This window comes from Brevibacterium sp. Mu109 (assembly GCF_900169375.1).
Taxonomy (GTDB): Bacteria; Actinomycetota; Actinomycetes; order Actinomycetales; family Brevibacteriaceae; genus Brevibacterium; species Brevibacterium yomogidense_A.
The window spans coordinates 50,237-62,890 of record NZ_FXZF01000011.1 but is presented as its reverse complement, the minus strand read 5'-3'; the positions used below and the strand labels follow the sequence as shown (position 1 = coordinate 62,890).

Sequence of the window (12,654 nt, the reverse complement as noted above, 5' to 3'; positions counted from 1 at the left end):
AGAACCCTGTGAAGCATCCCGACCCGGCTTCGAACCCCGACCCGGCCGCACACGCCGAACCCGCCCCCGAGCATCCGCAGCCAACCGCGTCCCCGCAGCCCACCGCGCCTCGGCTTCGGCGCATGCGCTGGTGGGACATCGATCGCGTCGCCGAACTCGATACCGTGCTCTTCGGCCCCGACACCTGGACGCCGGAGTTCTTCTGGTCGCAGCTGGCGTCCCCGGTCGCGCGGATGACGATCGCAGTGGAGGTCGGTGACGGGCTGTGCGGCTACGTGGGCGTGAGCGTGGCGGGTCCGCAGGCGGACATCCTCACGATCGGCACTGCGCCGTCTGCGCAGGGACGCGGACTGGGACGGCGGCTGCTGTCCCACGCGGCGGACTGCGCACGGGATGCGGGCGCCGAGGTCCTCCACCTGGACGTCGCCGCGGACAACACGGCGGCGCTCGGCCTCTACCAGTCCTTCGGCTTCGACGAGCTGGGTCGCCGTCCTGCCTACTACGCGGGCGCGGACGCGATCGTGATGAGGGCGTTCCTCTGACGCCGGCCTCCCGCGCACTCGATCTTCGCGCATAGGATGAGGGCATGACGGAACATCTGGTGGACGCCTCGGTGACCGAGTGGGAAGACGGCATCGACCTCGTCCTCGACACCCAGGTCGCCCTGCCGCCCACGCAGGTCTGGCCGTACGTCACCCGCTCCGAACTGCTCGAGAACTGGTTCGTCGGCTATCAGTCGGACTCCGGTGATGCGGACATCCTCCTCGAGCTCGACGACCAGCCGGTGCCCGCTCACGTTCTGAGCGTCTCCGCGCCCGAGGACGACACCGACGTCGCCCACGTCCTCCTCGAGGTCGACGGCATCGGCCGCCTGGGTCTGACGCTCGCGCCGCTGCCGGACGCCGCCGGGGCCTCAGGCACCCGCATCACCCTGGCCCACACGATCGCGGACCGGGGGATCGACCACGACATCCTCGCCCAGGCGATCGCGCAGGTGGGGCCCGTGTGGGAGACACACCTGCGCCTGCTCGCCGGGACGCTCACCGACAGCCCGGGCGCCTACGACGTGCCGGAATCGCAGATGACGACCCGCTACGAGGCGCTGGCCGAGGAGATCGGATGACCCGTGCCGAACCGCTGGTCCTCGGCATCGAGACGTCGTGCGATGAGACCGGCGTGGGCATCGTCCGCGGCCGCACCCTGCTCACGAACACCGTCGCGACATCGATGGACGAGCACGTGCGGTTCGGCGGGGTCGTGCCGGAGGTCGCCTCCCGCGCGCACGTGCAGTCGATCGGCCCGATGATCGAGAAGGCGCTCGCGGATGCCGGCGTGACTCTGGACGACCTCGACGCGCTCGCCGTCACGGCGGGGCCGGGCCTGTCCGGCGCGCTCATGGTCGGCGCCGCGGCCGCGAAGGGGCTGGCCGCGTCGACGGGGCTGCCGCTCTACGGCATCAACCATCTCGCCGCACACGTCGCAGTGGACCTCGTCGCCCCGGATTCGCCCGGCCTGCACACGCCCACCATCGCGCTGCTGGTGTCCGGAGGGCACACGGAGATCCTGCGCATCGGCGACATCGTCGATGACATCGAGCTGCTGGGTGCCACCATCGACGACGCCGCCGGCGAGGCCTTCGACAAGACGGCCCGCCTCCTGGGCCTCGATTATCCGGGCGGCCCCAGCATCTCCCGCGCCGCCGCCGGGCTGCTCGACGAGAGCGGCGTCCCCGGCGACCCCACTGCGGTGCGCTTCCCCCGCGGGCTCTCGACGAAGAAGGATCTCCGCGATCCGGAGCGTCGGTTCTCGTTCTCGTTCTCGGGCCTCAAGACTGCCGCTCTGCGCACCGTCACCGCCGCCGAGGCGGCAGTGTCCGCCCAGCCGACCGGCACCTCGGCAGCGTCGTCACCGAGGGCACCGCGACTGGCGGACATCGCCGCCTCGTTCGAGGAGGCCGTCGTCGACGTGCTGGTCAAGAAGACCCTGCTGGCATGCGAGGACACAGGCATCGACCACGTGCTGCTCGGAGGCGGAGTCGCTGCGAACGCCCGGCTGCGCGAACGGTTGGCGGAGAGGTGCGAGGCGGCCGGCGTCACCCTCCGGATCCCTCCACTGGGCCTCTGCACGGACAACGGGGCCATGGTGGCCGCGCTGGGAGCGGAGATCGCTGCGCGGGGGAATGCGGCCTCGGGCCTGGAGTTCGGAGTGCTGTCGTCGCTGGAGGTGGACGATGTCCTCGTCTGAGGAGACGCAGCCTGATGAGGCGCCGTCTGGTGACGCGCCGTCTGGTGACGCGCCTGAGCCTGCGTCCAGTGCGAAGGGTGCTGACAAGGTGGAAGGTGCACCCGGTGCGGAAGGTGCGCCGAGTGCGAAGAGCGCTCCGGGCGCGACGGGCGAGCTGTCGCAGGAGCTTCGTGAGCACCTGCGTGCTCGTCGTCGAGCCGGCGATGGCTGGGTCGAGACCCCCAGAGGCAGGTTCTGGGGGCTGTTCGGCGCGGCTGGACTGCTGCTGCACGATCCGGAGCGAGGTGTGCTGCTCCAGCATCGGGTCTCATGGTCGGCCCACGGCGGCACCTGGGGCGTCCCTGGTGGTGCGATCGACGCGGGCGAGACGCCTCTGACGGGCGCGATCCGCGAATGCCACGAAGAGGCCGGAGTCCCTCAGCTCGACGGGGCCGACATCCGCATCATCCACACGCATGTCGTCGACATGGAGGGGTGGTCCTACACGACTGTCGTGGCGCGGACGCTCGCGCACCTCGAGGAGTATGTGAACGACATCGAGAGCGTCGAGCTGCGCTGGGTGCCGCTCCCCGAGGTGACGGACTACCCCCTCCACCCCGGCTTCGCCGCGGCGTGGCCGAAGCTGCGCGGCGTGCTCGAGGGCTGAGAGAGCCGCGGCTCGGAGCGAGCGTTCTGCGTGGGTGCTCTGAGGCGGAGCGTTCGCATTGCAGACTGCAACGAACATCTTGGGCGCAGTGTTGTCCTCGACGTGCGTCTATAGCCTCGGCATGTGCCGATAGCCTTGGAGTGTGTCTCAACCTCTCGAATCAGCGCGTGTCTTGCTGGTCGCGTCGTTGGCGACGGCACTCGCCGCCGGAGCTATTGCAGCGGCGTGGCTGTTCATCGGGCCTGCGGGGTTCTCCTTCGCCTTGGTCACTCATTTCGTTCTCATGGCGTGGGTGTCCGCGATCGTCGGCCCCCGAGTACAGATTCCGAATCTGGGTTGGCTGTGGGTCGGGCGCTGGGAGTCGCGGCTTTACCCAGCACTGGGGGTCCGGTTGTTCGGGAAGTTGCTCGACGTCATCGGATGGAACCGGGTCATAGCAGAAGAACGCGGATTCAACGGCACGCGAGAGGGGTTGCAAGAGCTCGATCAGCACACGCGGCGCTCCGAGGTCGGCCACAGCCTCTGCATTCTCGTCACTGTGGCTATGGCCCTCGGCGTGCTATCGACAGGGGCATGGCAAGGCGCTGCTTGGCTGGTTGCACTCGGACTGCTCTTGCACCTGTACCCGGCGCTGCTTCAGCGACTCTTGCGCGCCCGCATTCAATCCGTAGCGGACAGGCTTTCAAGGAAGAGCTAGCCGATCGACGCTGTGGAGCTGGTAGTTCGTCAGCCGGAGACGACTGCGAGAGCGAGCCGCCACGTAGCACCGTGAGGACCCCGCCACTGTTCTTTGCAATCCACACCCCACGATGAAGAACTCACTCGAACACTCTTGTGCGCTCATCCGTTCTGCCCTAGAATAGAACATGAGTTCGATCGAAGTCGATCGACTGCAGATACGCAACGAGGCGTGAGGCGGGTGAGTGGCATGGCGGAAGGTGCGGACCGGTCTGAGCCCTTCCCTGGTGCCCAGCGTCGTGTCGAGCCCCTTGTCTCCATTCCTCCGATCGCGAGCGTGGACGCACTCTATGAGACGCTGGATTTAGGACATCCGGTACTCGGTGGCCTCGAGTACCTGGACTGGAGCGCGATCGTCTCGCCGTGGAGCACGTGCGAAGGAGCCTCCGGCGACAAATCACCTGGTGCTGGCGTCGAGACTAGTTTTGAGGCTGGTGCCAGTGCCAGTGCCAGTGCCAGTGCTGAGCATGGATCTGAACCTCGGCCCGGTGCTGCGGCGTCGTGTGCGGAGCGGCTCTCGTCCCGGTCGGTCGCGCTGGATCGACTCCGCGGCTTGGAACTCGTCGACCTCGCCACGACTGCGCTCTCCCTGGCGCGGGCGGAGGAATCTTCGCGCCAGAGGATGGAGAACCTCTTCGAGGACTGTGAGTCCGATGAGGATGACTGCACCTCAGAGCAGTATGCGCAGTTGGCTGAGAGCTACGAAGCGTTCGGGGCCCATGCGGAGTATCTGCTCACGACGGAGCATGAAGCCACCCTGAGCGCGCGTTTGAATACGCGCACCGGCACAGCGCGGAAGCGCGTCGGGCAGGCGATCACCGCGTACGTCGGCGTGCCGCTCACGCTGAGCGCGATTCTTGAAGGGCGCCTGCGTTTCAATCGGTGGGAAGCCATCGTACGGCGGATCGAGAGCCTGTCGCTTCCACATCTGCGTGCGCTTGATGTGTTCATCGTCGGGTTGGATCCTCGGTACTCACTGGGGCAGTTCACCCGCCGAGTGTGCCGCTTCCTAGCAGATCTGCTGGACAAGCCGGTGCTCGCGGCAAAGGTGCGGTCGCGGCGGACGGCATGGGTGGAGGACCTGCCGGACGGCGAAGCGATCGGTTCCATCCGGGGACCCGCCCCACTCGTGCACGCATGGTTCCAACAGGGCTATGCCTTCTCCGCCGCAGCGTTGAAGCGTCAATTCACGAACGTGGATGTCACTCCGATCGACAAGACTGTTGTGAGGCAGAAGGACCCTGCAGAAGCAGGGGATGGTGCTGCTGCCGGAGTGTCAGAAGCAGACGCCGCAGAGGTCGTGGATCCACCCGTTCCGATGACTGGGTCGGACGAACTCCCGCCCCTCGGAACGCTGGCGGTGAACGATGAGCGGCAGATCCGGCAGATGATGTTCGACGTGATCACCGGGGCCTCTCCGCGGACTGAGACGATACTCGAGGAAGTCGACGACGAGGACGGCACGACGACCCGCTATCGGGTCGGCATCGCCTTCTCCGATGAGGCGTCCGTGCTGCGCAAGCATGCCTCCGTCGTCGTGACGGTGCCGATGACCACGCTCATGGGGCTGGACGATCGGCCGGGAACGATAGCCGGAGCCCCCTTGCCGGCGGACATGGCCCGTATGGTCGCCTCGAGCTCCACCGTCTGGTATCGGATGCTCACAGACCCCACGACGGGCAGAGTCCTCGACGACACAGCATTGACATACGAACCCGACCGCGCCACCCGGATCGCAGTGCGGGGCAAATGGCAGACCTGCACCGCACCGGGCTGTTCGCGCCCTGCGGTGGAATGCGAGATCGACCACGGCATACCCTTCAACCACCACCAGCCGGAACTCGGAGGTCGGACCGAACCGGCGAATCTCCACCCGCTGTGCAAACGGCACCACCAGGCGAAGACCGAAGGCCGCCTGCGCATGCGACGGACCATTGCGGATGAGATCGAATGGATCATGTCCATCGGCACCACTGACACGACAGTGGCTCCTTCCGTGGACGACGGAGGCATCCTCAGCGACGCATGCGCGGTGGAGGATTCTCCGGAGAGGGCTGAAGCGCGCCGCGTCATGAGAGAACGTGTCGTCACGGATCCGCTGACGGGTGCGGACGCGGCCGATGCGGTGCTCGCCGGAGCGTGGCGGGAACTCCAGGAGGAGGAAGCCAAGCGCGAAAGGCGCTACGCGGAGCAGGCAGCGGCACGCTCTGTGCGGGAGGCGGCTCTCGAAGCAGAGTGGCAGCGCGTGAAAGCGTGGCCGGCGGAAGAGCGCGTGCGACTGGAAGAGTGGGAGGCGCGTCTTGGACGACGGTCGCTCGACGTCGCCAGACGGGATGAGAGGGTGACTCGGGACGAGCGCCTCGTGTCACTGCTGCGGGCGGATGTGGAGCGACGCCGTCAGGATCTGCGGACACGTCAGCAGTCCGCGCCCCAGCAGTCCGTGCCCCATCAGTCAGTGAGCCAGCAGTCCCAGAACCAGCAGTCCGTGAGTCGCCAGTCGGTGAGCCAGAGGACGGAGGACCCACCGGAAGGCGACCAGTCAGCTGCTCCATCGAAGCGCGGCGAGTCCAGCATCGCGATGCGGACGATCATTCCCATGACGACGACGGTCTACGAGTATGAGCGCGGTGTGACCAGCAGTCTTCACAGTCCGCTCTTCGGATCGAGAGCACAGCGGGCGGCGAGGCGCGGCGAGATCGACGAGCTTGCGGCCACGTACGACGAAGCCCGGCAGTCGGGGGAGTGCGAACCTGGGGGCCGCGAGCCCGGGGACCGCGAGTCTGGCGAGTTCACATCCGGCGAGAACTCCGTGCGAGGACCACGGTCCACAGGGAAGCTCGCGCGCAGCGCCTCCGTCATCGAGGACCGGCTGGCGACAGAATTGCACGATCGCATGGCGGACAGGGTTCCCGATCTGGTGGTGTCCTTCGGACAGATTCCGCCGGCGGATGCGACGCCTCCCTGGCCTGAGGAGCTCCGTCGGAGGATGGCTTCCCTCCGCGGGGACTCGACAGATCCTCCGAGCGATCCACCGGACTCCCATAAGCCACAGGACTCCGGCACGACGCACGACTTCCGTGAGTCATACGACTCCCGTGAGCCACAGGACTCCGGCACGGCAGCAGAAGAGAACGACCCCCCGCCATTCTGATCGGGAAAGAAGGGAAGTGCCCTGCGGCCTATCCGCTACGGCTTGCCGGCGCGGAACTCGGAGACCAGCAGCTCGGCGACAGAGGTGAGCGAACCGGTCTCGGCCAGCCTGGCCCGCTGGCGCTGGTACCCGGCTCCCCATGTGGCGAATCCGTTCATCAGCTCGAGCTCTTCGACACACCCCAGCCGCCCGGCGACGGGGCGCAGGCGCTCGACCTCATCCGCGATGACCTCAGTGACGAGGCGTTCGTTCGCAGCCGCATCCTCGATGATGATCGCGTCCATACCGTAGCGCGCAGCGCGCCACTTGTTCTCGACGTGGAACCAGTCCGGCATCGTCGGCAGGGTCTGGCCCGCATCCAGACGAGCAGAGAAATCATCCACCAGGCACTGCACGAACGCGGTGACCGCAGTGATCTCCGACAGGGTCGACAGGCCATCGCAGACGCGGACCTCGACCGTGCCCCAGTGCGGGGCGGGCCGCAGATCCCAGCGGATCTCCGTCAGTTCGTCGATGACGCCGGTGTGCTTCATATCCGCGATGTAGGACTCGTAGCCCGCCCAGTCGTCGAAGAGATAGGGCAGCCCTGCCGTCGGGAGTTGCTGGAACATCATCGCGCGGTTCGACGCGTAGTGCGTGTCCGTCGCCTCCCAGAACGGCGAGCTCGCACTCACCGCCTGGAGATGCGGGACGTAGCAGGTGAGGGCCGCGAGGATCGGCAGCACCTTGTCGCGGTCATCGATGCCCACGTGCGTGTGCACGCCGTAGATCAGCATGTGCCGTCCCCACCACTGGGTGCGATTGATGAGCTCGGCGTACCGCGCGTGACCGGTGACCTCCTGGTTCTGCCACAGCGCGAACGGACGCGTGCCGGCGCACAGGAGTTCGAGCCCCAGGTCATCCAGCACCGGCCGCAGCTGCCCGATCGCATCCTCGAGATCGCCTGTCACTCCGCTCACCGAATGATGCACGCCGGAGACGACCTCGATAGTGTTCGTGAGCATCTCGCCCACGATTCGATCGGCCAGGGGAGTGCCGGCGATCGCCTCGAGGACCTCACCGGCGCGCGGGACGAGGTCCAGCGTCGCGGGATCGACGAGGCCGAGCTCCCACTCGACGCCCAGCGTCGACCGCTCCGACCGTGCGAAATCAACCATGCGTCGAATCCTAGGTCACGCGGAACGATATCGGATGAATGCAGGTGACCTCGTCTGTCCCCGCAATCCCCGTTGTCATCCCGACAGTCATCCCAACAGTCATCCCAACAGTCATCCCAACTGTCATCCCAGCTGCACCCGTGCGGCGCGGCGGAGGACCTGCTTCGCGGCGATGTCCGCACCGGCCAGCAGCGGCGACGGCAGACCGGGCGTTGCGCCGATCGCGCTGCCCGGCTGCGTCGTCGACGCAGGGATGCCCAGCACGATGACGGACTCATCGACCTCACCGGATGCGGCGACGAGGTTGTGCCCCGTCCTCACCGCCTCGGCGGCCTCCGCACGGGTCGCCTCGATGAAATCGGTCGTGACGCCGTCCACCTGGTGGATCCGCGCGCGACCGGAGTCGAGCAGCGACCGCAGCAGCGGGTCGTTCGTATCCGGCACGCGCCCCTTCGACATGCGGGTCTCGACCAGCACTCCTGACTCGACCGCACGCCGGGTGATGAGCGACTCGGCGCGGAAGCGGCCGGAGTCGGCGTCCGCGCGCACCACCGTCTCCGGTCCCAGCAGGTCGATGACCCCGGCATCGATGAGGGCGAGCACCTTCCGCACGCGCACCGACGGCGGTCCCGACGCGAGGAACAGGCCGTCCGCGTCGAACCAGCCCTGCAGGTCGCGCACGAGCGAGGTGCCGGCGATCGCTCCCACGGCCCCCAGACGGTGTGCCGAGCCGCGCAGCATGCTCATGACCCGGTTGACCGCCGCACGGGGGTGGCGGGCCGGCTCACTCATCGACGCGAGCTCATCCTCGACGATCGCGGCGACGAACTCCCGCCACTCGTCGGACGTGACGCTGCAGCCGCGGGTGGGCCGGCGCAGATCCGCGATGTTCCAGGACCAGCGCGGGTCGACGACGTGGTCAGTGAGGACGCGCTCCACGTCCTCGGCAGTCCGTGCGGATTCGAGGTCCGCGATCCAGGGCTTGACTGCGGACCATGACTTGACTGCGCCCGAGGTGCCGGTCATCGCCTGCTCCGAGCCCGCGGATCGCTCGGGTCCGGGGGCTGCCGCCGCTGCTATGGCCTCGGGCCTCCAGGCGGCGAGAGCGCTGAGGTACTGGTCGGCGATCTCCTTGGCGATCGTGGGCCAGACCTCGGTGGCGAAGTCCAGGCCGCGACGGTGGGAGAGCTCCTCGAACCAGTCGGGCGTCGCCCAGCGCGGTGTGACGTCACGCTGCTCGGCGTAGGGGATCGGCTTCGTCCGATACGGCATGCCGCGACGTGAGCCGGCGACCAGGTGCGGTTCGCGTCCGGTCGGCAGGTAGCGCAGGCGGCCGTGCGGGTCGCCTGCGACGGGTTCGAAGGTCCCGCCCCACTCCGCGATCAGCCCGCCGATGACGTCGAAGAAGTTCGCTCCCAGACCACGGACGATGACCGTCTGGCCGGCGGGGAGCCCCGTGAAATCCCGCTCGGCGGGCATGCCCGGAGCCACATAGAGGAGGCCGTGCTCGTCCGCGAAGCGCGTCAGCCCGGCGACCTCCGTGTCCGGCAGCGACTGCACCATTCCCTGTGCGAGCACGACGGTCGGCGCCGCCAGCCTGGTGCCGTCGGCCAGTACGACAGCGGTGAGCGGGTCGCCGGAGAACGGCTCGACCTCGACGGGCTCGAGGTCGTGGGCAGTGGTGACGAACTGCTCCACCTCGAAACCGCCTGCCTCGATCGCCGCGGCCAGCTGGTCGCGGTAGTAGACGCCCTGGAGCCGCCGGGACGTGAAGTCGAGGGCGCGGAGGTCGCGCGCCTCCTCGACGACCCAGTCACCGGCCGGGTGCGAACCTGCGTCCGCGACCTGCCGCATCCAGTCGACGAGGTCGGGGCCGGGCGACGGCGGACCGCTCATGTTCGTCGACTCGTCTGGGAACAGCGTCGTGGCGGAGGCCGTCGTGTTGTTGAGGTACTGCGCGGGCTGCGTCGTGAGCCAGGTGGCGCCGGATCCGACTTCGAGGGCGTCGACGATCGCGATGCGCAGTGGCCGGCGAGCGGGGGTCGGGTCGCCCTCATCTGCGGACACGGCACCGTCGAGTTCGTGACGGAGCCGCGCCGCCATGCGGATGAGGGTCGCGACTGCGCGGGGGCCGCCGCCCACGAACACGGCATCGAACTGCTGGGCGGCCCGAGCGGTCCGCGTGACATGAGTGGTGCTGGCCGCGTCTGATCGATCCGACGAACCAGTCATGCCGTTGCCTCTGTCTCCGGCCAGTAGGGCTCGCCGAGGGTGAGCATGAGGCGATTTGCCCAGCCGAAGAACGCGGTCGAGGCGATGTGGTCGACCATCTCCAGGTCGGTGAGGCCGATTCGGCGGAGACGGTCAGCGTCCTCGGCGACGAACTCGGGCACCAGCGCAGCGAGCCGTGCCGCGGTCTCGATGAGCACGGTCCAGCGGTCGTCCTGACCGGCGGCGAGTGCGGTGACGTCCGCCGCGACCCAGTCCGCGTCGCGGTCCAGCTCGACGGCGAGCATGCGGTCCACGTCCTCGTCGCGATGCGTGCGCTGCACGGCCTTCCGCGCGTGCACCGACGCGCAGTACACGCAGTCGTTGACTTTGCTGGAGACCGCCGCGGCGAGTTCCCGCTCGCCCTTCTCCAGGCCCTCCTTCGACGTGAAGACCGCGTTGTCGAGCGTCGAGCGCGCGAGTGTGACGCCCGGGGTGCGGGCGATGAGGCGGAAGTACACGCTGCGGGTCGTCGCCTTCGAGGCGAAGGACTCGATCTGCTCCTCGGTGAGCTCGTCCTCGGCCGGCGCGGGGAGCCACGGCTCCCAGTCGAGGAACTCGCGGGTGAAGGAGGTCGGACGGGACCGTCCCGTCGCCGTGAGCGCAGAGCGGTCGCCCGTGCGGCCTCGGGAGTGGGGAGCGCGGTCGAGGTCGGGCAGTGGGGTGGGGACCTCGGCGGCGGTTCCGGGAGCAGCAGCAATGCCGGGAGCATCGGCAGTGACGGGGGCAGCAGCTGCCGCCGTCGAGGCGTCCAGTGCGGCGAGGCCCGCGACGAGCCGGATGAGGTACGACTCGAAGGGGACGAGCTGGCCGATGAGGACGACGAGGTCCGGGTCCGCGCCGGCTGATGCGAGGGCGTGCTGATCCTCGGCGGTGGCGAGCGCCGGGGACACGGACACGGTGTCCACGTACGACATCAGGGCGGCGAGCAGCGGTTCTGCGGGCGTGGCACCGGACACGAGGTCGTCGAACAGTCCGCGGTCGTCGACATGGGCCAGGTGCCAGCCGAGGAGGGCGGAGGATCCCTGCTGCGTCGCGACCACCGCGGCCAGCGTGTGCAGAAGCGCTGGTGGCAGCGGGTGCGATGCGGAGTAGAGGGCGTCGTGGGCAGCCTGCGTCTGCTGGGTGACGGTGGGCTTCCGATCCGTGAGGACCGCGAGAGCGGCGCTGTCGCCGAGCAGCGACTCGAGGATGGACCGAGCCGGCGCGGAAGAAGAGGCGTTCATGACAATCGACTCTTGCACGTCGTGCCCGCCCGCGCGAGGGCCGGGGTGAGGGTTGTTAAGAAAGTCACCAGGCGAGCGGAGCCATGAGCATGCGCGCCTCGGCTCGCTGCTGCTCCTGTTCGAGGGTGCGCTGGGTGCGGTGACGGCGGATAAGGGTCTCGTGGTCGGCGTGCGTCAGGGTCTGTTTGCTGGTGCTGGTGCTGGTGCTGGTGCTGGTGCTGGTGTGCGTGCGGCGGTCGGTCGCAGGACGGCTGGCGGCATGCGCGGGGGAGTGGGCCTCTGCTCGGGTGGACCACTCGACCAGGAGCAGTCCCACGGCCAGCATGACGCGACGAAGGGGGGTGAGATGACGGTCGGCAGTGTGCTGATCCGCAGTGGTGTGGGTGCGTGTGGGCGAGTCGAGCGGGGTCATGGCGAATCCTCCGTAGACTGCTGTGTGAGGAACATCTGCAGAGAAACCTCTGCAGGCGTCTATGTGCAAAGGTATCTCTGTATATGACTGAGCGCAAGGGTTCGTCGCAGATTCCAGAGGGCGAGCCGCAGTCCCGCAGTGGGGAGCAATCCACCCGCGGTGGGGAGCAGCCCTCCCGTGATGCCGCGGCACCGTTCGACAACGCGACACCGTTCGACAAGCTGCCCGGCGAGGCACCGCATGAGATGGACACACGAGCCATGAAGGCCTTCGCCCACCCGCTGCGGATGGCGATGTACACATACCTCAGCGACCACGGTGCGGCGACGTCGACGATGCTCGCGCAGCACCTGGGTGAGAGCACCGGGCAGACGAGCTATCACCTCCGGCAGCTGGAGAAGCACGGTCTCGTCGAGGAGGACCCCGGTCGGGGCACCGGTCGCGAGAGGTGGTGGAAGCCCATCAGCTTCTCGATCCGCCGCGCCTTCGTCGAGCCGGACGGTGCGACCTCGGCGCAGCTCGACGTGCTCATGGGCCACCAGCTGCAGGACCGGTTCGAGAAGCTGCGCGCGTGGCACGGCTACCACGCGCACGAGACTCCCGCATGGCAGGACGCGTCCGTGGACACGACGTCGACTTCCCAGCTGACCTCCGAGCAGGCGAGAACGATGACGCGCGAGATCATGGAGGTGATCGAGCGCCACACCGATGCCGCGCAGCAGGACAACCCCGATGCCAGCCCCGATGCCGACTCCGATGCCGACTCCCGCAGGTTCAGGGTCTACGTCAGCGCCTTCCCCCTGCGCGACTGA

The 12,654-nt window shown here is 68.1% G+C and carries 11 protein-coding genes; 7 read left to right on the top strand and 4 right to left on the bottom strand.

The annotated features are described in order from the left end of the window. The first annotated feature begins 122 nt into the window (after positions 1–122). The 6 genes from rimI to BSP109_RS08400 all read left to right on the top strand — a co-directional run bounded on the left by rimI (position 123) and on the right by BSP109_RS08400 (position 6,779). Positions 123–542, top strand: coding sequence for a ribosomal protein S18-alanine N-acetyltransferase (rimI, locus tag BSP109_RS08425; RefSeq protein ID WP_087005625.1), 420 nt, complete (start codon positions 123–125; stop codon positions 540–542). Between the two features lie 44 nt (positions 543–586). Next, the gene (locus BSP109_RS08420; protein WP_101600022.1) at positions 587–1,123 is read left to right on the top strand and encodes a hypothetical protein; all 537 of its coding nucleotides are present in this window, start codon (positions 587–589) and stop codon (positions 1,121–1,123) included. Beyond that, positions 1,120–2,244: a tRNA (adenosine(37)-N6)-threonylcarbamoyltransferase complex transferase subunit TsaD gene (gene tsaD, locus BSP109_RS08415; protein WP_101600021.1), complete on the top strand. Its 1,125-nt coding sequence runs from the start codon at positions 1,120–1,122 to the stop codon at positions 2,242–2,244. Before BSP109_RS08420 ends, tsaD begins: the two co-directional genes overlap by 4 nt. Before the next feature lie 88 nt (positions 2,245–2,332). Further along, positions 2,333–2,890, top strand: a complete 558-nt coding sequence (locus tag BSP109_RS08410) for an NUDIX domain-containing protein (protein ID WP_257944609.1) — start codon at positions 2,333–2,335, stop codon at positions 2,888–2,890. Positions 2,891–3,032: 142 nt separating this feature from the next. Further along, entirely contained in the window at positions 3,033–3,587 is a 555-nt protein-coding gene (locus tag BSP109_RS08405) for a hypothetical protein (RefSeq protein ID WP_144573907.1), read from the top strand. A 594-nt stretch (positions 3,588–4,181) separates the two neighbouring features. Then, positions 4,182–6,779, top strand: coding sequence for an HNH endonuclease signature motif containing protein (locus BSP109_RS08400; protein ID WP_101600019.1), 2,598 nt, complete (start codon positions 4,182–4,184; stop codon positions 6,777–6,779). A gap of 35 nt (positions 6,780–6,814) precedes the next feature. On the opposite strand, the gene BSP109_RS08395 is transcribed toward BSP109_RS08400, so the two are convergent. The 4 genes from BSP109_RS08395 to BSP109_RS16915 form a co-directional block, all read right to left on the bottom strand. Continuing rightward, a complete protein-coding gene (locus BSP109_RS08395) occupies positions 6,815–7,936 on the bottom strand; it encodes a glutamate--cysteine ligase (RefSeq protein ID WP_101600018.1) in 1,122 nt (373 codons plus the stop codon). 123 nt (positions 7,937–8,059) lie between these two features. Then, positions 8,060–10,168 (bottom strand): FAD/NAD(P)-binding protein, encoded by a 2,109-nt coding sequence (locus BSP109_RS08390; protein ID WP_101600017.1) that lies wholly within the window; start codon positions 10,166–10,168, stop codon positions 8,060–8,062. Then, the gene (locus tag BSP109_RS08385; RefSeq protein WP_101600016.1) at positions 10,165–11,430 is read right to left on the bottom strand and encodes a peroxidase-related enzyme; all 1,266 of its coding nucleotides are present in this window, start codon (positions 11,428–11,430) and stop codon (positions 10,165–10,167) included. Before BSP109_RS08385 ends, BSP109_RS08390 begins: the two co-directional genes overlap by 4 nt. 64 nt (positions 11,431–11,494) lie before the next feature. After that, positions 11,495–11,842 (bottom strand): hypothetical protein, encoded by a 348-nt coding sequence (locus tag BSP109_RS16915; RefSeq protein WP_146001107.1) that lies wholly within the window; start codon positions 11,840–11,842, stop codon positions 11,495–11,497. Between the two features lie 83 nt (positions 11,843–11,925). Here BSP109_RS16915 and BSP109_RS08380 point away from each other — a divergent pair, with 83 nt between their 5' ends. Then, positions 11,926–12,654 (top strand): helix-turn-helix domain-containing protein, encoded by a 729-nt coding sequence (locus BSP109_RS08380; protein ID WP_257944608.1) that lies wholly within the window; start codon positions 11,926–11,928, stop codon positions 12,652–12,654.

Bases quoted from the DNA above. Each gene is read 5' to 3' on its own strand.
- tsaD (WP_101600021.1), top strand. From the start codon at position 1,120: ATGACCCGTGCCGAACCGCTGGTCCTCGGCATCGAGACGTCGTGCGAT.
- BSP109_RS08420 (WP_101600022.1), top strand. From the start codon at position 587: ATGACGGAACATCTGGTGGACGCCTCGGTGACCGAGTGGGAAGACGGC.
- rimI (WP_087005625.1), top strand. From the start codon at position 123: ATGCGCTGGTGGGACATCGATCGCGTCGCCGAACTCGATACCGTGCTC.
- BSP109_RS08390 (WP_101600017.1), bottom strand. From the start codon at position 10,168: ATGACTGGTTCGTCGGATCGATCAGACGCGGCCAGCACCACTCATGTC.
- BSP109_RS08385 (WP_101600016.1), bottom strand. From the start codon at position 11,430: ATGAACGCCTCTTCTTCCGCGCCGGCTCGGTCCATCCTCGAGTCGCTG.
- BSP109_RS08395 (WP_101600018.1), bottom strand. From the start codon at position 7,936: ATGGTTGATTTCGCACGGTCGGAGCGGTCGACGCTGGGCGTCGAGTGG.
- BSP109_RS08380 (WP_257944608.1), top strand. From the start codon at position 11,926: ATGACTGAGCGCAAGGGTTCGTCGCAGATTCCAGAGGGCGAGCCGCAG.
- BSP109_RS16915 (WP_146001107.1), bottom strand. From the start codon at position 11,842: ATGACCCCGCTCGACTCGCCCACACGCACCCACACCACTGCGGATCAG.